The 20959-nt window shown below is 65.1% G+C and carries 15 protein-coding genes and 2 pseudogenes; 10 read left to right on the top strand and 7 right to left on the bottom strand.

Translation table 11 applies throughout. The annotated features are described in order from the left end of the window. Window positions 1–96 precede the first annotated feature (96 nt). The 7 genes and pseudogenes from ACGHC0_RS03460 (at window position 97) to ACGHC0_RS03430 (ending at window position 7708) form a co-directional block, all read left to right on the top strand. Complete coding sequence (locus ACGHC0_RS03460) at window positions 97–1113, top strand: TRAP transporter substrate-binding protein (protein ID WP_415267439.1); 1017 nt, start codon at window positions 97–99, stop codon at window positions 1111–1113. A gap of 11 nt (window positions 1114–1124) precedes the next feature. Further along, window positions 1125–2906, top strand: coding sequence for an IlvD/Edd family dehydratase (locus ACGHC0_RS03455; protein ID WP_415267438.1), 1782 nt, complete (start codon window positions 1125–1127; stop codon window positions 2904–2906). Window positions 2907–2955: 49 nt separating this feature from the next. Then, a complete protein-coding gene (locus ACGHC0_RS03450; protein ID WP_415267437.1) occupies window positions 2956–4143 on the top strand; it encodes a fumarylacetoacetate hydrolase family protein in 1188 nt (395 codons plus the stop codon). A gap of 36 nt (window positions 4144–4179) precedes the next feature. Then, window positions 4180–4794 carry a TRAP transporter small permease gene (locus ACGHC0_RS03445; protein ID WP_368353989.1) on the top strand — a complete coding sequence of 205 codons (615 nt, stop codon included), beginning with the start codon at window positions 4180–4182 and terminating at the stop codon, window positions 4792–4794. 12 nt (window positions 4795–4806) lie between these two features. Beyond that, window positions 4807–6087, top strand: coding sequence for a TRAP transporter large permease subunit (locus ACGHC0_RS03440; protein ID WP_415267436.1), 1281 nt, complete (start codon window positions 4807–4809; stop codon window positions 6085–6087). A gap of 48 nt (window positions 6088–6135) precedes the next feature. Beyond that, window positions 6136–6363 (top strand): annotated as a pseudogene (locus ACGHC0_RS03435) (LysR substrate-binding domain-containing protein); the annotation flags it as partial. A gap of 172 nt (window positions 6364–6535) precedes the next feature. Then, on the top strand, window positions 6536–7708 hold the full coding sequence (locus ACGHC0_RS03430) for a diguanylate cyclase domain-containing protein (protein ID WP_415267435.1): 1173 nt from the start codon (window positions 6536–6538) through the stop codon (window positions 7706–7708). A gap of 268 nt (window positions 7709–7976) precedes the next feature. On the opposite strand, the gene ACGHC0_RS03425 is transcribed toward ACGHC0_RS03430, so the two are convergent. The 6 genes and pseudogenes from ACGHC0_RS03425 to ACGHC0_RS03400 all read right to left on the bottom strand — a co-directional run. Further along, a complete protein-coding gene (locus tag ACGHC0_RS03425; RefSeq protein ID WP_415267434.1) occupies window positions 7977–8693 on the bottom strand; it encodes a M48 family metallopeptidase in 717 nt (238 codons plus the stop codon). Beyond that, on the bottom strand, window positions 8690–11818 hold the full coding sequence (locus ACGHC0_RS03420; RefSeq protein WP_415267433.1) for a type I restriction endonuclease subunit R: 3129 nt from the start codon (window positions 11816–11818) through the stop codon (window positions 8690–8692). Before ACGHC0_RS03420 ends, ACGHC0_RS03425 begins: the two co-directional genes overlap by 4 nt. Window positions 11819–11857: 39 nt before the next feature. Beyond that, entirely contained in the window at window positions 11858–13096 is a 1239-nt protein-coding gene (locus ACGHC0_RS03415; protein ID WP_415267432.1) for a restriction endonuclease subunit S, read from the bottom strand. Next, a complete protein-coding gene (locus tag ACGHC0_RS03410) occupies window positions 13096–14145 on the bottom strand; it encodes a PDDEXK nuclease domain-containing protein (RefSeq protein ID WP_415267431.1) in 1050 nt (349 codons plus the stop codon). The genes ACGHC0_RS03415 and ACGHC0_RS03410 overlap by 1 nt, the downstream gene beginning before the upstream one ends. Continuing rightward, window positions 14136–16610, bottom strand: coding sequence for a type I restriction-modification system subunit M (locus tag ACGHC0_RS03405; RefSeq protein WP_415267430.1), 2475 nt, complete (start codon window positions 16608–16610; stop codon window positions 14136–14138). The genes ACGHC0_RS03410 and ACGHC0_RS03405 overlap by 10 nt, the downstream gene beginning before the upstream one ends. Window positions 16611–16946: 336 nt before the next feature. Continuing rightward, a pseudogene (locus tag ACGHC0_RS03400) lies at window positions 16947–17167 on the bottom strand (type 1 glutamine amidotransferase domain-containing protein); the annotation flags it as partial. A 118-nt stretch (window positions 17168–17285) separates the two neighbouring features. Between ACGHC0_RS03400 and trhA the strand changes: the two are divergent. Continuing rightward, a complete protein-coding gene (trhA, locus tag ACGHC0_RS03395) occupies window positions 17286–17897 on the top strand; it encodes a PAQR family membrane homeostasis protein TrhA (RefSeq protein ID WP_415926608.1) in 612 nt (203 codons plus the stop codon). Window positions 17898–17931: 34 nt separating this feature from the next. Here the strand turns inward: trhA and ACGHC0_RS03390 are convergent, their stop codons facing one another. Then, window positions 17932–18501, bottom strand: coding sequence for a helix-turn-helix domain-containing protein (locus ACGHC0_RS03390; RefSeq protein ID WP_415267428.1), 570 nt, complete (start codon window positions 18499–18501; stop codon window positions 17932–17934). A gap of 15 nt (window positions 18502–18516) precedes the next feature. Here ACGHC0_RS03390 and ACGHC0_RS03385 point away from each other — a divergent pair, with 15 nt between their 5' ends. Both ACGHC0_RS03385 and ACGHC0_RS03380 read left to right on the top strand, forming a co-directional pair. Further along, entirely contained in the window at window positions 18517–19401 is an 885-nt protein-coding gene (locus ACGHC0_RS03385; protein WP_415267427.1) for a DMT family transporter, read from the top strand. Window positions 19402–19785: 384 nt separating this feature from the next. After that, a complete protein-coding gene (locus ACGHC0_RS03380; RefSeq protein ID WP_415267426.1) occupies window positions 19786–20844 on the top strand; it encodes a hypothetical protein in 1059 nt (352 codons plus the stop codon). Window positions 20845–20959 lie beyond the last annotated feature (115 nt).

Raw genomic sequence — 20959 nt, 5'->3', positions numbered from 1 at the left:
ATGCCCCGTGGAAAAACACTGATTGGACGCCACGGGCACCGCCCCCTAGTCTGCACCCCCGCGACATCCCAGAACATCCGCAGGAGACAAGACATCATGCAATTCCACGCAGCCTTCAAGACGTTCGCGCTGGCCGCCGCACTCGCTGCCGTGCTGGCCCCGCCCGCCATGGCGCAGGTGCGCGAGCGCACCTTCAAGATCGGCACCGGCATCAGCGACGACCATCCGCAGGCCCACGCGTCGCGGCACTTCGACGAGGTGCTGGCAGCCAGGAGCGGCGGCAAGATGCGCGCCAAGCTCTTCGCCAACGGCACGCTGGGCAACGATGTCACCATGATCTCCGCCCTGCGCGGCGGCACCCTGGAGATGACGGTGCCCGACAGCTCCACCCTGGTGTCGGTGGTCAAGGACTTCGGCGTGCTGAACCTGCCGCTCACGTTCAATACCGGCGAGGAAGCCGACGCCGTGCTCGACAGCGCCTTCGGCAAGAAGCTGCTGGCCAAGCTGCCCGAGAAGGGCCTGGTCGGCCTCGGCTACTGGGAGAACGGCTTCCGCCAGACCACCAACTCGCGCCGCCCGGTCCAGAAGGCCGAAGACTTCGCCGGCCTGAAGGTCCGCGTGATCCAGAACCAGCTGTTCATCGACAGCTTCAACGCGCTCGGCGCCAACGCCACGCCCATGCCCTTCACTGAGCTGTACTCGGCCATGGAGCAGAAGGCCGTGGACGGCCAGGAGAACCCCACCGCGACCATCCTGACCAGCAAGTTCTACGAGGTGCAGAAGCACCTGGTCCTGTCGCGCCACATCTACAGCACCTGGGTGCTGCTGATGTCGAAGAAGACCTGGGACACCCTCTCCCCCGAGGAGCAGAAGATCGTCCAGGAAGCCGCGAACGAGGCGACCGCGTTCGAGCGCAAGGCCATCCGCGCGCTCGAGGGCAAGGCGCTCGGCGAGCTGAAGAAGCTCGGCATGCAGGTCACCGAGCTGCCCGCCGCGGAGCAGGCCAGACTGCGTGACAAGCTGCAGCCCGTGGTCGCGAAGTACAGCAAGGAATTCGGCGAGGACACCACCCGCGAAATGATGGCCGAGCTGGAAAAGGCCCGCCGCAAGTAACCGAGAACGACATGACCCCACCCGAAGGCCGCCGCTTCCGCTCGCGCGACTGGTTCGCCGATCCGGCGCGCTCCGACATGACCGCGCTCTACCTCGAGCGCTTCATGAACTACGGGCTCACGCCCGAGGAGCTGCGCTCGGGCCGGCCCATCATCGGCATCGCCCAGACCGGCAGCGATCTTTCCCCCTGCAACCGCATCCACCTGGAACTGGCCCGCCGGGTGCGCGACGGCATCCGCGACGCGGGCGGCATACCCATCGAATTCCCCGTCCACCCGATCTTCGAGAACTGCCGCCGCCCCTCCGCCGCGCTGGACCGCAACCTCGCCTACCTGGGCCTCGTCGAGATCCTCTACGGCTACCCCATCGACGCGGTGGTGCTGACCACCGGCTGCGACAAGACCACGCCGGCCGGCATCATGGCCGCCTCCACCGTCGATATCCCCGCCATCGTGCTCTCGGGCGGGCCCATGCTCGACGGCTGGCACGACAACGAACTGGTCGGCTCGGGCACCGTGATCTGGCGCAGCCGCCGCATGCTGGCCGCCGGCGAGATCGACGAGGAAGAATTCCTGCAGCGCGCCTGCGACAGCGCCCCGTCGGCCGGCCACTGCAACACCATGGGCACGGCCTCCACCATGAACGCGGTGGCCGAGGCGCTGGGCCTCTCGCTGCCCGGCTGCGCAGCCATTCCCGCGCCCTACCGCGAGCGCGGCCAGATGGCCTATGCCACCGGCCGCCGCATCGTCGAGATGGCGCACGAAGACCTGCGCCCCTCGCGCGTGCTCACCCGCGAGAGCTTCCTCAACGCGCTGGCGGTGGTCAGCTGCGCGGGCGGCTCCAGCAACGCGCAGGTGCACATCCAGGCCATGGCGCGCCATGCCGGCGTCGAACTGCAGCCGCGCGACTGGACGGACCACGCCTACGACCTGCCGCTGCTGGTCAACATGCAGCCCGCCGGCAAGTACCTGGGCGAGCGCTTCTTCCGCGCCGGCGGCGTGCCCGCGGTGATGTGGGAACTGCTGCAGGCCGGCCGCCTGCACGGCGGCTGCGCCAGCGTCACCGGCCGCAGCATCGCCGAGAACCTGCAGGGCCGCGAAGCGACGGACCGCGAGGTCATCCGCCCCTTCGCCGATCCGCTGATGGACAAGGCCGGCTTCCTGGTGCTCTCGGGCAACCTGTTCGACTTCGGCATCATGAAAACCTCGGTGATCTCCGAGGCCTTCCGCGCGCGCTACCTCTGCCGGCCGGGCCACGAAGACGTGTTCACGGCCCGGGCCATCGTCTTCGACGGCGCCGAGGACTACCACGCGCGCATCAACGACCCCGCGCTCGGCATCGACGAGGACTGCATCCTGGTGATGCGCGGCGCCGGCCCGCTGGGCTGGCCCGGCTCGGCCGAGGTGGTCAACATGCAGCCGCCGGATGCGCTGATCCAGCGCGGCATCCGGGCCCTGCCCACGCTGGGCGACGGCCGGCAGTCCGGCACCGCCGACAGCCCCTCCATCCTCAATGCCTCGCCCGAGAGCGCCGCAGGCGGGGGCCTCGCCTGGCTGCAGACCGGCGACCTGATCCTGATCGACCTGAAGCAGGGCCGCTGCGACGCGCTGGTGCCGCCCGAAGAAATCGCCCGCCGCCGCCGCGAACTGCCGCCGCCGCCCGTGCCCGCCAGCCGCTCGCCCTGGGAAGCGCTCTACCGCGAAAAAACCGGCCAGCTGGCCGACGGCGCCACGCTGGATTTCGCGCTCGAGTTCCGCCGCATCGCCGAGCAGACGCCACGCCACAACCATTGAGTACCGGGGCCGCTGAGCCCCGATGCATCCCCATTCGAGGACGAGAAGCATGAACGACGAAGACAAGAACCACCTGCTGCCCGAAGACGGCCTGGCCGGCACGCTGGTGGCCCGGGCCTGGACGCCCGGCCCGCAGGGCGGCCCGGCGGTGGTGGCGCTGCGCCCCGAAGGCGTGTTCGACATCAGCCGCGCCTTCCCCACCATGAGCACCCTGCTCGATGCCGACCGGCCCGCCGAGGCCGCGCGCCAGGCTGCCGGAGAGCGCCTGTGCGCGGTGGATGAACTGCTGCACAACAGCCGGCTCGGCACCCGCGACGCCGTCCTTCCCTTCCTGCTCGCGCCCTGCGACCTGCAGGTGGTCAAGGCCGCCGGCGTGACCTTCGCGGCCAGCATGGTCGAGCGCGTGATCGAGGAACAGGCGCACGGCGACGCATCGCGCGCCCAGGAACTGCGCGGCAAGGTGCAGGCGCTGATCGGCGGGAACCTCGCGGACATCCGCCCCGGCTCCGACAAGGCGATGGCGCTGAAAGCCCTGCTGCAGCAGCAAGGCTTGTGGTCCCAGTACCTGGAAGTCGGCATCGGCCCCGACGCCGAGGTCTTCACCAAGGCGCCCGTGCTGGCCTCCGTCGGCACCGGCCAGGAGATCGGCATCCGCGCCGATTCGGCCTGGAACAACCCCGAGCCGGAGGTGGTGCTGGCCGTGAACGGCCGCGGCGACATCGTGGGTGCCACGCTGGGCAACGACGTCAACCTGCGCGACATCGAAGGCCGCAGCGCCCTGCTGCTCGGCAAGGCCAAGGACAACAACGCCTCCTGCGCCATCGGCCCGTTCATCCGGCTGTTCGACGCCAGCTTCGGCATGGACGACGTGCGCCGCGAAACCGTGCACCTGGAGGTGCGCGGCACCGACGGTTACGCGTTGCGCGGCATCAACACCATGGCCAGCATCAGCCGCGACCCGGCGGACATCGTCGCGCAGACCCTGGCCGCGCACCAGTACCCGGACGGCTTCATGCTGTTCCTGGGCACGCTCTTCGCGCCCATCGAAGACCGGGGCGAACCCGGCGCCGGCTTCACCCACAAGCTGGGCGACGAGGTCACCATCCGCAGCGCCCGGCTGGGCGCCCTGTGCAACCGCGTCACCCACAGCGAGACCGCGCCGCCCTGGCAGTTCGGCCTGCGCGCCTTCATCAACCACCTGGCCGCGCGCGGCCTGCTGGACGGCCGCAGCCTCTGACACGCCATCGACGACCGTCGATCAGGAGACAAGACCATGAAGCGTTGGATGGATCGCTATTGCCGGATGCTGGACTTCCTCATGGCCGGCGCCCTGGCGGTGATGGTGGTGATGGTGTTCGGCAACGTCGTGCTGCGCTACGCCTTCAACACCGGCATCACCGTGTCGGAAGAGGTGTCTCGCTGGCTCTTCGTCTGGCTCACCTTCCTGGGCGCCGTGGTCGCCATGAAGGACCACGGCCACCTGGGCGTGGACATGCTCGTGAGCCGCCTGCCCGACGCGGGCAAGAAGGCCTGCGTGGTCACCGGCCAGGTGCTGATGCTCGGCGTCTGCTGGCTGGTTTTCTCGGGCAGCTGGACGCAGGCCCAACTGAACATGGACGTCACCGCGCCCACCACCGGCTGGTCCATGGGGTACTTCTACTTCGTGGGCGTGGTCTTCGCCGTGTCCGCCGCGGTCTTCCTGCTCTACGACCTCTGGCGCGTGCTGAGCGGCCAGCTGCGCGGCGACGCGCTGGTCATGGTCAAGGACTCGGAAGAGACGGCGGAATTCGACGCCCTGCAGGCACGCCTGGCCGAGGAAGACCGGCTCGCCGCCGCCCAGGCCGGATCCCCTGCCTCCGGCCCGTCGAACAAGAAAGACAACGGCTGAGGAGCCCCGCACATGACCATCGCCGTCTTCCTCCTCTCGCTGCTGGGCGCCATGGCGATCGGCATCCCGATCGCGTTCTCGCTGCTGCTGTGCGGCGTGGCGCTCATGTGGCATCTGGACATGTTCGACGCACAGATCCTCGCGCAGAACCTGATCAACGGTGCCGACAGCTTCCCGCTGCTGGCCGTGCCCTTCTTCATGCTGGCCGGCGAAATCATGAACACCGGCGGCCTCTCCAAACGCATCGTCGATCTGGCGCTCACCCTCGTCGGCCACGTGCGCGGTGGGCTGGGCTATGTCGCCATCGTCGCGGCCTGCGTGCTCTCGGCGCTCTCGGGCTCGGCGGTGGCCGATGCGGCGGCGCTCTCGGCCCTGCTGATCCCCATGATGGTGGCCGCCGGCCACGACAAGGCACGCTCCGGCGGCCTCATCGCCGCGGCCGGCGTGATCGGCCCCATCATCCCGCCCTCCATCGGCTTCGTGATCTTCGGCGTGGCCGCCAACCTGTCGATCAGCAAGCTCTTCCTGGCCGGCATCTTTCCCGGCATCCTCATCGCCGGGTCCCTCTGGGCCACGTGGTGGTGGCTGGTGCGCAGGGAACACATCGTGCCGCCGCCGCGCCGCTCGCGCAAGGAAGTCTGGCTCGCATTCCGCCAGGCCGGCTGGGCGCTGATGCTGCCGCTCATCATCCTGGTGGGCCTGCGCTTCGGCGTCTTCACGCCCACCGAGGCGGCCGTGGTCGCGGCGGTGTATTCGCTCTTCGTCGCCGTGGTCATCTACCGCGAACTCAAGCCCTCGCAGATCTACGGCGTGTTCGTCACCGCCGCGCGCACCACCGGCGTGGTGATGTTCCTCGTGGCCGCGGCCCTGGTTTCGGCCTGGCTCATCACCGTGGCCGACCTGCCAGGCAAGGTCGTCACCCTGCTGGAGCCCTTCATCGGCAGCCCCATGCTGCTGATGGTGATGATCATGCTGCTGGTGATCGTCGTCGGCACCGCCATGGACATGACGCCCACCATCCTGATCCTGACACCCGTGCTCATGCCCGTGGTAAAGGCCGCGGGCATCGACCCGATCTATTTCGGCGTGCTGTTCATCATCAACAACTCCATCGGCCTCGTCACGCCGCCGGTGGGCACCGTGCTGAACGTCGTGGCCGGCGTGGCGCGCATCCGCATGGACGACGTGATCCGCGGCGTGTGGCCGTTCATGCTGGCGGAGTTCGCGATGATGTTCCTGATGGTGGCGTTTCCTGCGCTGGTCATCTGGCCTGCGCGCCTGCTCTACGGCTGACATCGGCTTGCAGAGCCCTTCCGGCGCCGTTGCCGGAACCGGTGGGCCGCCACCCATCCGCTGGCGCAGCTGGAGCGCCCGCTCACCCGCGCCGACTTGCTGGAGCACACCGCCATCGTGGCAAGAGACGGCGCGCGGCAACTGGCCGACCGTACCGCCGGCCTGCTTGCAGGCCTGCGGCGCATCACCGTACCCAACATGCAGATCAAGGTAGCCGCCCAGGCCCCGGGCCTGGGACACGGCTTCGTGCCACGCGCCTGCGTGCGGGTGGAGCTGCCCTCCTCAGCCCAAAAGGCAATCGCCTGCACGGGGTTTGAACTCTGTTGGATAATGATAAAAATAATAAATGTGGAGCGCATCCAACTTTCTGGGGAAACACGCCGATCAGGACCGGTCCCGGCACTTCCGGCCTGCCGGTGCGGATACCCCCTCCACCCGTTCATCGTCCATGGTTCTCGATCCCTTCACCCTGCTCGTCATCACCGCCGCCCTGGCTGCCGCCTCTGCGCTGTACCTGGCTTCGGAGTGGAGCAGCGTACGCGAGCGTTCGCTGCTCCTTTGGAGCGCGGGCTTCGCCGTCATCGCCGTCGGCAGCGCGCTCGCCCTGCTGCGCTCCAGCGGCTTCATGTTCGTGGGCATCTGGTTCTCCAACGGTTTGCTGATCATCGCCCACGCGCTGTTCCTGGCCGGCGTTGCCGCGTTCAGGCGCGCCCGGCTGCCGCGCGCCGGGTGGTGGCTGCTGGCCGCCATCTGGCTGGCGATGCTGTGGCTGCCCGAAGGGCCGTGGTGGTCCAAGACGATGCTGGGCGTGCAGTCGCTGCTCGTAGCCGCCGTCACCCTGCGCGCCGGCCTGCTGCTGCGCCCGCAGGGCGGCGCCGCTGTAAGCGTGGGCGCGGCGCAGCTGCGCTTCATCCTGTGGGCGCACGGCCTGTTCTACCTGGCCAAGGCTGCTTCGGCGGTGGCGCTCGACGCCTTCATCAACCTGGCCGGCTTCCGGGGCGTGGTCATTCAGGTATCGCTGGTGGAAGGCGTGATGGCGATCATGCTGCTCGCCATGTCCATGACCGGCACCGAGCGCCACCGCCGCGAGGAACGCATGGCCCAGATCGCCGCCCGCGACCCGCTCACCGCCCTGGACAACCGCCGCGCGCTCTACCTGCGCGCCCCGGCGCTGCTGCGGCAGGCCTCGCCGGCCAGCACGTGCGCCCTGCTGCTGATGGACATCGACAACTTCAAGCAGGTCAACGACCTGCACGGCCACGATGCCGGCGACCGCCTGCTCATCACGCTCAGCGACCTGATCCGCAGCACGCTGCCCAGCGGCGCCCTGGCCGCACGCCTGGGCGGGGACGAATTCGTGATCCTGCTGCGCGACGCGTCGGCCTCCGCCGCGCAGGCCCTGGGCCGGGAATTGCGCGAGGCGTTCGCCCAGCAGGCGGGCACGATGTTCGCAACGCCGGAGCCCGTGTCCCTCAGCATCGGGGCGACCTTGTTCGACCAGCCCGATGCCGAGTTGTCGCACTGGCTCAAGCGGGCGGATGAGGCGCTGTATGCGTCGAAGCGCAAGGGGCGGGATCGGATGGAACTCATCATGCCGATTCCGGCAGGGCAGTCGCACTGATACGCACTGGCTTGCAGGGCAGAGCGGTGGTAGCCGAGCGGCTTTCTTTTGCCTTCAGCGGTGTCGCTCTGGCCGCGACGCTGCACGCGAGCTTGGGGCAATACTTGATAACGTAGCCGTCATCGGAACCTCGTCCGCAGCTGGCAGCAATCTCTGAAGAACCACCTTGGAGAGACGGCTTTAGGCTGAAAGGGGAAGCTTAATCGAACTCCTTCGAATGACTGCTGACAGCATTGGCGGACATCGAATGCCCTGCAAGAAGCGAGCGTCATCGCCCCCACTTCTCGGAGGCCAGCGGCAGTTCGTTGAGTTCCTGCCGAGCTTCTCGCCACTGCGGCCAATGCTCAGACAGGATCGCCACGAAGCGATCGTTGTGGCTTGCCTCCAGCAGGTGAACCATCTCGTGGACGATCACGTACTCGAGCAAGTCCTTTGGCTTCTTGACCAGTTCAGTATTGAGCCGGATGTGCCCCGCCGCAGGGTTGCAACTGCCCCACTTGGTCCTCATTTTCTGGAGGAAGTAGCGCTCGACCTTGACGCCGAGCCGCTTTTCCCACTTGCGCAGCAGCGGTGGCACGGACTGGTGCAGCAGTGACTTGTGCCACTCGTGCATCACCGCCACGCGCTGACTCTCCTCGTGGCCCGGGCGAACAGCCAAACGAATGCGCTTGTGGTCCAACGTCACGGCGGGCTTGGCGTCTTGGAAGTCGACGCTCAGCAGGTAGCGGCGCCCCCATAGGTAGTGGCTCTCGCGCCCGACAAAACGCCGAGGCGCCTCCCGTGCCTGCGCCTTGAGCGTCGACTGCTGGGCCCGTATCCAACCCAGCTTCGAGATCGCATAGGCCCGGGCCACTTCGAGCCGCGTGGCGGTGGGTGCCGTGAGCGTCACTTGCCCATCCGGCGGATGCACCGTCAGGTGGACGTTCTTGACGTCCTTGCGGGTCACCCGGATCGACACCTCGCCCAGGCGGATGGTCTCGGTCATTGGTAGCCCGGCTGGTTCTTGACGATCTCGAATACCGCCTCGGTGGCCGTGCGGTCGCGCTCCAGGATGGGGAACAGTGCATTCACCACCTGCGCCTCGCGGGCGTCGTCGCCATACCAACCCGCCGGGGCGTTCTCGCGCACGGTCAGGTCGATCCGGAGCGCCAATGCTGCCTTGTCGTCGTCGGCCGTCGGGTACTTGAAGGTGGCCGATGGCAGCGAGCCGAGGTTGTTGTAGATCACCGCCGCTTCATGCCGGCCGTGCAAAGCCGCCGGCACGCCGTCTTCTCCGCGCTTCGCGCCGAGCTGCCGCACCAGGGCCTCGGCCTTGCGCAGAAACTCTTCGTAGGCGGCCGCATCGGCCCGGCTCTGCCGGATCAGATCGTCCAGCAGCTTCGACATCTGCTCGTAGAAGCGCGGGTCGGTCAGTTGGTCGCGGATGATCGTCTTGCGGACGTTGTTGATGATGCCTTCGGCAATCGCGTTCCTCGACAGCTTGCCCTTCGCGTTGAGCTTTCTCGCGATCGCATCATGGATGCCCGTCTCGATGATCAGCTCGGTGAGCGACATCTCGCCCAGCTCACCCAGGTCTTCGGCCGCATCGGCCTGGATGTAGGTGTTGATGAGGTGGCGCATGTCCGCCTCGTAGGGCTTGATGTCCAGCTCTTCGCCTGAGTGGCGTTTGATGCTCGCGCGCGTGAAGGTGTAGAAGTCCAGCTCGCGCTGCAGCGTGGCCGCTTCGGCTTCCGAGTAACCCGCTTCGCCCAGATGCTGCGCCAGCGCGCCAAAGGCACGCACGAAGATCGCCACCGCCTTGTAGAACGAGATGCGTAGCGCCTCGGTCTTGAGCAAGGCATCGGGCTCGGCCGCATCGCCGCAGAAATAGTGCAGGAACTGCTCCACTTCGCGCGGCAGCGGCACCGGCTCGCACAGGTAGTGCAGCGCCTCGCGGGCCTGGTCGAGCTGGTGGCGCCCTTCAGCCAGCCAGTCCTTCAGGTGCACGTTGTTCTCGCCGCCGCTGCCCTCGTCGATGTCCAGCTCGTCGGAGCTGTAGACCGAGATGGCCTGCTGCACGTCACCGAACAGCTCCTTGAAGTCGACGATGTGGCCGTAGTCCTTGTCATCGCCATCCAGCCGGTTGGTGCGGCAGATGGCCTGGAACAGGTTGTGATCGCGCAGTTCGTTGTCGAGGTAGATGTAGCTGCAACTCGGTGCGTCGAAGCCGGTGAGCAGCTTGCTCACCACGATCAGCAGTTTCAGGTTGGCCGGTTCCTCCTTGAAGCGGCGCTTTACCTCGTCTTCGTACTGCTTCGTCGTCTGGTTCTTGCCCAGCACGTGCTTGGTGTAGGTGTCGAACTTGTAGCGTTCGTCGCTGTCTTTCGGCTCACGCGAGATGGCGTTGTGGTTCGGCTCGTAGGAAGTGACGATGCCGCAGTACTGGCCGAAGGGCTTGGTCTGGAAGATGCGGTAGTAGTGGCAGGCGTCGTAGATGCTCGCGGCCACCAGGATGGCCGTGCCGCGGTCGTTGTTCAGCCGCGGCTTCACGGCGAAGTCGTGGATGACGCTGGCCGCGATGCGCGCCTTGCGCTCCTCGGCGCTCATCAGCTCTTCCATCGTGGCCCACCGCCGACGCAGCACCGATTTCTGGAAGTTGTTGAGCCCCCGCGTCTTCTGCTCGAACCACTGGTCGATGGCGCGCTGCGAGGTCAGCCGCTGCGGCACGTCGCGGGCCTCGTACTTCAGGTCGAGCACCACCTTGTCGGCCACTGCCTGGTGGAACTTGTAGGTGTGGATATAGGTGCCGAACACGTCGCGCGTCATCAGCTTGTCTTTGCGCAGCAGCGGCGTGCCGGTGAAGCCGATGAAGATGGCATTGGCCAGCCAGCGCTTCATCTGCTTGTTCATGTCGCCGCCCTGGGTGCGGTGGCATTCGTCCACGAACACGTAGAAGCGGCCCTGCACGGCGGGGGGCTCGCCCTTCAGATCGGCCGCGTCGAACTTGTGGATCAGCGCGCACAACAGGCGCGGGTTGGCCGCGCCCAGCTTCTGCACGAAGTCGGCCCGCGAGCTGATGCGGGGCGAGGGCGCGTCGGTGCCGATCACGCCGGCGTTCTTCATCACGCCTTCGATCTGCTTGTCCAGCTCGTCGCGGTCGGTGACGACGAGGATGCGCGCCTGCGCATCGTGCTCCAGCAGCCACTTGGCCAGCAGCACCATCAGAATGCTCTTGCCGCTGCCCTGGGTGTGCCAGATCACGCCGCCTTCCTGCTGTGCAACGCGCAACTGGGCGGCCTTCACGCCGAAGTACTGGTGCTGGCGTGGCACCTTCTTCTGCCCGCCATCGAAGATCACGAAGTGGCGCATCAGGTCGAGCAGCCGCGCCTTGTTGCACAACTGGGCCAAGGGCCGGTCGAGCAACGCGCCTTCCTCCGCGGGGGCGCCGGCTTCGGCGGGCGCCTCGTCCTTCCACTCCACAAAGAACTGCTCCGGCGTGCCGGTGGTGCCGTAGCGCAGCCCTTGCGAGTCGCTGCCCGCCAGCACCAGTTGCACGGTGCTGAAGAAGCCCTTGTTGAAGATCTCTTCCTGGTTGGTGATGAGCTGGCGCACGCCGTCGGCCACCTCCACCGAGCTGCGCTTCAGCTCGATCACCACGACGGCCAAGCCGTTGAGGTAGAGCACGATGTCGGGCCGGCGCTCGTGGCCGCCCTTCAGCGTCACCTCTTCGGCCAGCGCGAAGTCGTTGCGCTCGGGGTACTCCCAATCGATCAGGTGCACCGTCTCGTTCGGTTTGCCGGGCGCCACCTGCACTGGCACGCCGTAGCGCAGCAACTGATAGGTGCGCAGGTTGGCCTGGTAGAGCGTGATGCCGGTGCTGTCGGCGGCGGTTTCCAGCTTCTGCAGCGCGGCGGCGATGTGAGCAGGCGAGTAGCCGCGGGCCGTGAGGTTGTCGCGCAGCAGCGCCGCTTCGATGGGGCGGTTGCGGGTGGTGGCGTCGGGGCGCTTGCTCCAGTCGCCGAGGTGGCGGTAGCCGAGGCCGTCAGGTCGTGCCGGATCGGTGAACAGCGCCACCACGCGGTTCTGCGTGCGGCGTTCGGAACGCGGCGATGGAGGCGGTACGGTGGGCATCACGCTTCTCCCTGGGCTTGTTGTTCAGTGCTGGGTCGTTCAGATCAGTCGAACTCGACCCGTGAGCAACTCTTGCATCATGGCATCCTTCAAGATCCGTGTCTTTCGGAGCTGAGCTCCAAGAGCCAAGAGTTCCGCGTCCATTTCACCAAGAACAACGGCAATGGCGGTCTGTTCCGCCTTACTCGGCAGGTGCAGAACGGAGTCGAGCAGAGCGCCTTTGGATAGGTTGTAGCGCGTTGAACCCTGGGCCAGCGACTTCATGATTTCTCGACCTTCGCGGCTACGCAAATAGTAAGTCAGGAATAACGCGTCTGTTTCAGCGCCGCTGTGAAGCCGAAAACCGAAACAGAAGCTGTTGAGAAATAGCCGCCCCTGAATCTCACCGCTCACCAAAGAGCACATCGCCACGTCTTCCGGCGTCTCGGATGAACCGTTAAAAAGCAAGTCGCCAGACTTCACCAGATTCTGCGATTCCATCGGCCCGACTCGCACCTGCTCAAACAGGCCGTGGTCAACCGTCACATTGCTCATCACATTGACGAAGGTGACGTACCGATCGATGCCGGACCCAAAGTCAGCCTTCGTCTTTCCAGTGAGTCCGCCGTACACCGTGCCGAGACTTCCCAAGCGCACTTCTGCCCATTCACTCTCAAAGCCCGGCAGTCTGGTTTGGCCGGTGAGGAGTTGCTGCATGGCAGCCTGTTTGAGGTCGCGCTTTTTGGCGATGAGCCGATCCAGCCCGGCCAGTAGGGCGTCTACATCGCTCAGCGCCAGCCCAATCTTTTGCTGTTCTTCTACCGTGGGGAGGGCGATGGGAAACGCACGCACATCATTGCCAGTGATGTTCGGGTCTTTCCGGCTACTGCTGGCAACAGATCGCCAGTAGTCGACTCGGTAGTTCAACGTTGCGAGCAAATACTCCGGCGTGAGCCGGTCTGCGTTCGACTGGATCGCCGTTATGGCCTGATTGACCGCCGCAGGCGTACGCAAAATCCCTGTTCGGCCAATCTGTTGAAAGCCTCCGTACATTGCGACGAGCACAGTGCCTGCCGGATAGACGGTCAGACTGGTTTCTTTCAATGCGAGATCCGTCACCCGCTCTGATGTTTCATGGATCTCCGTGTTAGCAAGATCCATGGTCTTGACCCACGCGACAGAGCCACCCCGGTAGTAGCGGTCGCTCAATGCACGAGCAGGCGTGGTGCCTGAAGAGGTTCGAGTCACTGATCCCAATTGCTCTACGGCCCAACCGGTCAGTGTTGCGTCCCGCCCCATCACTGCCCCGCCTCCCGCAACGTCATTTCCAACTCCCGACGCAACGCCTCCCGATCCGGCAGATACAGCTGGTACTTCTGCACGAAGAGCTGGCTGCTCATGCCATAGGTCGCGTACTCCACCAGCAGTTCGTCCTTCTGCCGGCTGAGGATGATGCCGATCGGCGGGTTGTCGCCTTCCACGTTCTCTTCGTTGGCGAAGTAGCCCAGGTACAGGTTCATCTGCCCGATGTCGTGGTGCTGCACCTCGCCGAGTTTCAGGTCGATGAGCACGAAGCAGCGCAGGATGCGGTGGTAGAAGACCAGGTCCACCCGATGGTGCGTGCCGTTGATCGTGACGCGGTATTGCCGGCCGACGAAGGTAAAGCCCTTGCCCAGCTCCAGCAGGAAGGGCTGCAGGTGGTCGCACAGCAGGGTTTCAAGCTGGGTTTCCGACACCTGGTAGGGCTCGGGGATCTTCAAAAACTCGAAGACGTAGGGCTCGCGCAGCAGGTCGGCCGGTTGCTCGACCACCTGGCCTTGGGCGGCGAGTTGCAGGATGCCGGCCTTGTCCTGGCTGGCGGCCAGGCGCAGGAACAGCGCACTGTCTTTCTGGCGCACCAGCTCGCGCACCGACCAGCGCTCACGCAGCGCCTGCTGCTCGTAGAAGCCGCGTTCCAGCGGGTCGTCGATCTTCAGCAGCTCAACGATGTGCGACCAGGTCAATTGGTGCGACAGCGTCGCACCTTTCTCGGCCAAGCCGGGGTAGGCCAGGTAAAACTGGCGGAAGCGGATGAGGTTGCTGCGGCTGAAACCCTTGCCGTGGCGCAGGCCCAGGTCGGCCGCCAGGGTGTCGATGAGGGCCTTGCCGTACTCGGCGCGCACCTGGCCGGCCTGCTCGAACTCGACGATGTGGCGCCCCACCTGCCAGTAGGTCTGCACGAGCTGGGCGTTGACGGCTTGTACCGCCTGCACCCGGCCCTGGGTGTAGGTGTCGGAAATCTGCTGCACCAGCTGGCGGTAGCCGTCGCTGGCGTTCAGGGGGGCGCTCGGTTTGGTGATCAGTGCCATGCGAAGCCCATCTTCTTCAGGTGCTCGTCAACGCGGCGGGCCAGGGCTTCGACCTCGTCGGTGAGTTGCGGCAGCGGGGTGGCGTAGCGCTCGGCCAGTTCGCGAATGCGGCCGGTCAGCGTTTGGGAGATGCGATCCAGCTCGTCCTGCACGTCGGCGTGCAGGCGGGCCAGCCACTTGTCGTCGATCACCAGGGCCTTGACCTCGGACTCATTCAGCTTGGGGTACTGCTGGAAGGCCAGCGTGTCGAGCGCTGCCTCGGCCTCGCGCAGCTGCTTCTTCAGCGCAGCCACCGTGTCGGCGAGGCGCTGCCATTGCTTCAGAACCGCCAACTCGTCGGCGTCGTCACCATCGCCGCTCTCGCCCAGTTCGCGGATGCGGTCTTTCACTGCCGCGGCGGTGATGCTGTCGAAGCCGGAGAACACAGCGTCCTCGCCGCTGTGCTCTTCTTCCAGCTCGGTGAGCTGCGCTTGCAGTGCTTCCAGTTCGGCGCGGGTGGCGTCGATGGCGGTCTGCTCCTTGGCGAAATAGCGCGCCACGAGCAAGGCCTTGGGGATCAGGTCGGACTTGAAGCGCCGCTTTCCCTGCAGGTAGTCGTGCGCTTCGGGCCAGACGAGCTTGTTGTCCTTGTTGGGCACCTTGACGATCTCGCGCGGCTGCGCGCCCTTCACCCAGCCGTCGGCGGCCACGAGGTAGGCGTCGTCCTGCATGGTTTCGGCCCAGTAGTCCATCAGATGCTGGTACACGTCATACGCGTCCAGCAGCGGGGCGGCCTGAAAGGCGGCGAGCAGGGTTTCGGACACGGTGTCGATCAGGGCCTTGGGGTGGTCGCCCTCGTCAAAACCCATCAGGCGCGGCGTGATCGCCTGATGCCATTTGTCCAACAAGGTGTTCACTTTCCTCGTGAACGCGGCGAACTCCGGATGGCCGAGCACGGTAGACTTCACTTCGGTCAGCGGCAGCTTCAGGCGGGCGTAGCCAGGGCGGCCGGCAGACTCGAACAAGGCTTGCCGCACACCGGGCAGCACATGCCAATCGGCAGCGAAGGCATCGAGGTCTCGCTCGGGGATGCCCCCACGCAGGTGGCCGTCGATGTCTTGCAGGTCTTCGGGTTCGCTGCTGTCAATGTAGCGCGGGAGGTTGAGGTTGAAGTCGTTCTTCGGGTCGGCAATCTCGGCCAGCGGCACCATGCGGGCGTAGCGGGGCGTGTCCACCTGCCGAGTGAAGGTGTCGACGATGCGATGGATGTCTTGCTCACGCAGGCGGTTCTTGTTGCCGTCCTTGATGTAGCCCTTGGAGGCATCGATCATGAACACGCCCTTGCGGGCCGAGGCGTTCTGCTTGTCGAGCACCACGATGCAGGCCGGAATGCCGGTGCCGTAGAACAGGTTCGCCGGCAGGCCAATGATGCCTTTGAGGATGCCGGAGCGAACCAGCTGCTCACGAATCACCGCTTCGGCGTTGCCGCGGAAAAGCACCCCGTGGGGCAGGATGCAGGCGCCTTTGCCTGTGCTCTTCATCGACCGGACGATGTGCAGCAGATAAGCATAGTCGCCCTGCTTGGCCGGTGGGTCGCCCCAACTGAAGCGCTTGTAGGGGTCGTTCTCTTTGAGCGGCGTCACCAGGCCGGTGCTCCAGGCCTTGTCGGAAAACGGCGGGTTGGCCACCACGTAGTCGTAGGTGCGCAGTTGTTCGCCGTCTTTGAACTTCGGCGCAGCCAGGGTGTTGCCCGACAGAATGTTGGCCGTGGGAAAGTCGTGCAGGATCATGTTCATGCGGGCGAGACCCGCGGTGGTCACGTCCTTCTCCTGCCCTTCGAGCGTGATGCGCTTGCCCGCCTGGGCGGCCACCTTCAGAAGCAGCGATCCCGAGCCGCATGTCGGGTCGTACGCAGTCGTCGAGGCTTTCGCGTTCTCGGGCGAGATGCCGATCACCTGCGCGATGACGCGGCTCACCTCCGATGGGGTATAGAACTGCCCTTTCGACTTGCCAGACTCGGTGGCGAAGTGCCGCATCAGGAACTCGTAGGCATCACCGAGGATGTCGTCGTGCTCGGCGCGGTTGTTCGAGAAGTCGAGTTCAGGCTTCTGGAAGATGCCGATCAGGTTGGACAACGTGTCCACCATGTCCTTGCCTTCGCCGAGCTTGTTGGGGTCGTTGAAGTCGGGGAAGTCGGTACGGGCCAGGCGGGTGTTGGCGTCGACCAGCGGCTGGATGATGTCGGTGTTGATCCGGTCGCCGATGTCACTCTTGCCCTTGAGCGCCACCATGTCTTTGAAGCTGGCGCCTTGCGGGATGGCGATGGCGGGGCGGAGGTCTTGGCTGTCGGCGTACTTGTCTGAAACGTACTTGATGAACAGCATGAACAGGACATAGTCCTTGTACTGGCTGGCATCCATGCCACCGCGCAGCGCATCACACGATGCCCACAGAGAGGAATAAAGGTCGGATTTCTTGATGGCCATGGGCTAGAGAACCGGGGCAGGTAAGCACCCGAAGTGCTCTATTTTGCCCAAGGAATCGCTGGTGCTCCGCGCGGCAGGGGGAGGTCAAGAGTCGGCGATGGGTCGCAAAGCTGTCCCTGATCTTCGGCCATCGACCGGCCGCACCCGCTGCAAACGCGACCTCCACAGGAATGAACAGCAGGATTAAGACCAGCCCTCAATGGCCCGGCCGCCACGCCCTCGAGGGCTGGTTCGGCCTCTCCAAAGTCGGAAGCGTTACGCATTGCGATCCAATAACAGCAACAGCGCGCTCCCTGAAGCGCTGTTGCTCGCTTAGAACACAACTCAGCGGCAGTTTTACTTCAGCAACCCCAGCAATGCCTTCGCCGCAGGCTCCGACGACGCCGGATCCTGCCCCGTCACCAGCGGCTCGCCGCCCGGGGCCTTGGCATAGCGCAGCACGCCAGGTGCGTGGCAGACCAGGGCCAGCGGCTTCTTCGCGGCGAAGGTCCTCTCGATCAGCGCGATGGATTGCGCGTCCTTGGCCAAGTACCACAGCGGGCGTTGCCGCCGGGGTAGGTCGGTCCTGGCGCGCCAATCCTGCCAAGCGGATACCGCTCGGGCTAGCCCCTTTTCTTCACGCCCATGTCACGCCCGGCTGATCCACTGGTGCCCATTCACCGCTGCTCCATCGGAATGCGCCCCGGCGAACGATTCAACACCTGCACCCACCTGCTGGGGTTCGCGCTGGCTGTTCCAGGCGTTCCCCTCATGCTCATCGTCAGCCTGCCCACCGGGGACGCGGGCAAGATCGCAGGGGGGCTGGTTTTCGCGCTGTCCTGCGTTGCGCTGTATGCCGCATCCACCTTCTTCCACAGCGCGCAGGGGCAGGCGAAGCTGTGGTGGCGGCGGGCGGACCACTGCGCCATCTACCTGCTCATTGCCGGCAGCTACACGCCCTTCGCCCTGGTCGCGGCGCGAGGTGCCTGGGACTGGGCCGTCCTGGGGGCGGTGTGGAGCATCGCCTTGCTGGGCATGGTGCGCGAACTGGGCGTCGCGTCTCCGGCACCGCCCCTGCCGCTCTACGTTGCCATGGGCTGGGCCATGGTGGTCGCTGCCCTACCGCTGCTGGCCCGGATCGACGCCGGCGGGCTGCGGTGGCTGCTCACCGGCGCAGCCCTCTACACGGTGGGCACGGTCTTCTACGCCAATCGCGCCGGCTATCGCCATGCGCATGGGGTCTGGCACCTGTTCGTGCTGGGTGGAACGGCGAGCCACTATGCAGCGGTGGCCAGCGTCGTGGCCTGACCCGATGCGGCCTCTTGAGCTCCGGCGACGCCAGTCAGCAAACCACGTTCTTCACGAACCGCAGCGTTTCAGCCCCGGCGTTCTCGCACACATAGTCCTGGGCGCTGCTGTAGATGCAATAGTCCCCGGCAGCCACCGTGACCACCTCGTGTTCGAACCGGAGTGTCAGCGTGCCCACCACCACGAAGACCATCTCGTGCCATCCGGCGGGGTCGGCCTGTCCGTGGTAGGTCTCTCCAGGCGCAAGGGCCCATGACCACAGCTGGGCCTCCTGGGTTGCGGGGACATAGCCCAGGAGCACACCGCGGCTGTCCTTGCTTTTCCCCTTCCAGGCCAGGGCATCGACCCGCTGGCTCCTGGCCGAGGGATCACTGACCAGCGCGACGAACCCGACGCCGAGTGCCGCAGCCAGACGATCCAGGCTGGCCAGGCTGATGTTCGTATCCCCGGCCTCCAGGCTGGAAATCATCCGGCGGCTCAATCCCGCCGCTTCAGCGAGTGCCAATTGGCTCAAGCCCGCCTCCGCTCTCAGGCGGCGCAGGTTCTCGCTCACGAAGGCGAGTACGTTCCCGTCAGTCGTTTGACTGTGCAATATATTGCTCATATGATGATGTGCAGTATGTTGCACACATTGTCTCATCGATGCTCCCTGCGGCGCCAGGAAGTGGCCTTGCTGCTCATCACCATGGTGTGGGGCGCAGCGTTTCTCGTCATCCACATCGGGCTGGCGCACAGCGGCCCGATGTTCTTTGTCGGGCTGCGTTTCGCCGTGGCGGGGGCCATCAGCCTGCTGGTCTTTCGAGGATGCATGCGGCAGCTGACCTGGCTTGAAATGAAGGGCGGATGCGCCATTGGCATGACCATCTTCCTGGGCTACAGCCTGCAGACCTGCGGGTTGAAGTTCATCACCATCAGCCAGTCGGCGTTCATCACCGCGCTGTATGTGCCGGCGGTCCCGTTGTTCCAGTGGCTGTTGATGCGCAACGCCCCCCATCCCATGGCGTGGATCGGCGTGGCCCTGGCCCTGTCCGGCTTGCTCCTGCTGAGCGGCGTGGATCCGCTGGACACCCTGGCGCCGGGGATGGGTGAGCTGCTCACATTCCTGGGGGCGCTGGCCATCGCTGCAGAGATCGTGCTCATCGGCAGGTACGCCGGGCGCGTCGATCTCAGGCGGGTGACCGTGGTCCAGCTGATCTCCGCAAGCGTGCTGGCTTTCGCGGCGATGCCCGCGGCGAACGAGGAGATTCCGACGTTCTCGTGGGTTGGGCTGGCTTGCGTGGGCGGCCTGGGCGTTACCAGCGTGCTCATCCAACTGGTTATGAACTGGGCGCAGCGCGAAGTCTCGCCCACCAGGGCCACGCTCATTTACGCCTGTGAACCGATATGGGGCGCCGCCATCGGACGGCTCGTCGGCGAGCGGCTTCCTGCATTGGCATGGTTTGGCGGGATGCTGGTGGTGCTGGCAGTGCTCGTGAGTGAATGGCGGCCGGGGCGGCGTCACTGAGGGTGGCCAACGCCTGCTGGACCGGGACCGGCTCCCAGCCACATTTCTTGCGCAGGCGTCTCGCACGGATTCACGGACTCCTGGACAACACCCACGCGGAGGCAACACTCCTACCATTACTCGCTGACTTGGCGATTGCCGGCCGTGTTCAAGACGCTTGGGGCGAAGACCGTCGTCCACGCTGCGGGCCTGGGCCGCAGCAGCAGCACGCTGTGACTAATGCCGGGGCCCCCCGCAATGTGCGTGACCAGCACTCCACGCCGCTCTACCAGCATCACGGCGTACCGCTTGAACTCGTCCGCAAACCATATCTCAACAACAGGCGGGATAACTCTGCTAAATTTGATCCAAATACAACTATTCGGTCGTACTTTTGATCAAGATATGAAAAAGACCATCCTTGCCGCATTGATTCCTGGAATGTTCCTGATTTCGGCTCACGCTGATCCATTGCTCGATCAGTACAACGCCCCCTGGACGCCGTCATCAGCATTTGCCGCGACCGGTATCAAGTGGGATCCCGACGCGAACAAGAAGGTCATCTTCGATGACCTGGGAGGATCGCAGCAGGCAAATGCTGTGTCATTCAATACCCAAGCACAACAGACTTTTTTCCAGAACAACTTCAACGGTGTCCTGCGAGGCTGGGCGCAAACCTGGACTGCTCAAGGCCTAACCGGTCAGGCTTTCCTGACCGCTGTGACATCGCAACTGGACACCTTATACAAAGGGGTCCGGCCCGCCTTGGCTTCGGCCTATCCGGGACTTAGCGACGCGGCTTACAAAGGCCTGATGCTTCAAAACCTCGCGCATGCGTATTACATCTATGGGACGAGCCGTTATTTTGAAAAGCTCGTGGAAACCGGGGGTCTGCTTCTGACCAACCAGCTCACACTTTCCGACGAACTCCGCGCCATGCTCAGCCTGACGGTGGGAGATTGCAGCGAGTATCGTGAACTGATGCGCGTTCTCGGCGTGGCGTGGGGCCTTCCGATTGTGCCTGCAGGCGTCTCGCTTAACTACACCTCGCCGCACGCAAATGCAGTCTTCGCGTCGGTTCACGCCTTCACATTGCTCGTGGACAGCACTTCGGGCTCGCCTAATGTCGTCTTGCTGGACGCGCTTACCAATGCAGCGCTCGGGATCGGCCCCATGCAGTATCTCGGTATAGGCACGGGTGATGGCATCGTCGCGCTAACCAGCAACGCTTACAACCGCCTTGCCACGCTGTTCGCATCGCGTCGCGTATACGGTTTCTACAACCTGTTCATGCAACCGGACTACCGAGAGGCGCAGCTGAAAACCACGCTGCCTGATGCGTCCTTGTTGGCTTTCGGCTACAACTACTTTCTCGAGGCTTACCCCAAGCCCAGTAACTCCAATACCGGCTGGGCCGTCTACAACGGCAGCAACAGCTACTGGGCCTCTCAGCCTCGGTATTGAGGTCGGCGCGAAGCGTTGCTGGCGTCCGCGAACAGCAGGCCTGCCATCAGGCGCACCGACGGCCATGACCCCGGTCATCCCGCGGCAAAAGAATTCAAGGCACTACACCGGTCTG

Origin of the sequence: Acidovorax sacchari, from assembly GCF_042847045.1 — a bacterium.
GTDB classification, from domain to species: domain Bacteria; phylum Pseudomonadota; class Gammaproteobacteria; order Burkholderiales; family Burkholderiaceae_C; genus Paracidovorax; species Paracidovorax sacchari.
Note: the sequence above shows the minus strand (reverse complement) of the source record. Positions and strands in the feature narration are given on the sequence as shown.

Excerpts from the sequence above, each read along its gene's own strand:
- ACGHC0_RS03425 (WP_415267434.1), bottom strand. The coding sequence starts at position 8,693 with ATGACCGAGACCATCCGCCTGGGCGAGGTGTCGATCCGGGTGACCCGC.
- ACGHC0_RS03420 (WP_415267433.1), bottom strand. The coding sequence starts at position 11,818 with ATGCCCACCGTACCGCCTCCATCGCCGCGTTCCGAACGCCGCACGCAG.
- ACGHC0_RS03440 (WP_415267436.1), top strand. The coding sequence starts at position 4,807 with ATGACCATCGCCGTCTTCCTCCTCTCGCTGCTGGGCGCCATGGCGATC.
- ACGHC0_RS03455 (WP_415267438.1), top strand. The coding sequence starts at position 1,125 with ATGACCCCACCCGAAGGCCGCCGCTTCCGCTCGCGCGACTGGTTCGCC.
- ACGHC0_RS03415 (WP_415267432.1), bottom strand. The coding sequence starts at position 13,096 with ATGGGGCGGGACGCAACACTGACCGGTTGGGCCGTAGAGCAATTGGGA.
- trhA (WP_415926608.1), top strand. The coding sequence starts at position 17,286 with ATGCGCCCCGGCGAACGATTCAACACCTGCACCCACCTGCTGGGGTTC.
- ACGHC0_RS03450 (WP_415267437.1), top strand. The coding sequence starts at position 2,956 with ATGAACGACGAAGACAAGAACCACCTGCTGCCCGAAGACGGCCTGGCC.
- ACGHC0_RS03430 (WP_415267435.1), top strand. The coding sequence starts at position 6,536 with ATGGTTCTCGATCCCTTCACCCTGCTCGTCATCACCGCCGCCCTGGCT.
- ACGHC0_RS03445 (WP_368353989.1), top strand. The coding sequence starts at position 4,180 with ATGAAGCGTTGGATGGATCGCTATTGCCGGATGCTGGACTTCCTCATG.
- ACGHC0_RS03410 (WP_415267431.1), bottom strand. The coding sequence starts at position 14,145 with ATGGCACTGATCACCAAACCGAGCGCCCCCCTGAACGCCAGCGACGGC.
- ACGHC0_RS03460 (WP_415267439.1), top strand. The coding sequence starts at position 97 with ATGCAATTCCACGCAGCCTTCAAGACGTTCGCGCTGGCCGCCGCACTC.
- ACGHC0_RS03405 (WP_415267430.1), bottom strand. The coding sequence starts at position 16,610 with ATGGCCATCAAGAAATCCGACCTTTATTCCTCTCTGTGGGCATCGTGT.
- ACGHC0_RS03390 (WP_415267428.1), bottom strand. The coding sequence starts at position 18,501 with ATGAGCAATATATTGCACAGTCAAACGACTGACGGGAACGTACTCGCC.
- ACGHC0_RS03385 (WP_415267427.1), top strand. The coding sequence starts at position 18,517 with ATGTTGCACACATTGTCTCATCGATGCTCCCTGCGGCGCCAGGAAGTG.
- ACGHC0_RS03380 (WP_415267426.1), top strand. The coding sequence starts at position 19,786 with ATGAAAAAGACCATCCTTGCCGCATTGATTCCTGGAATGTTCCTGATT.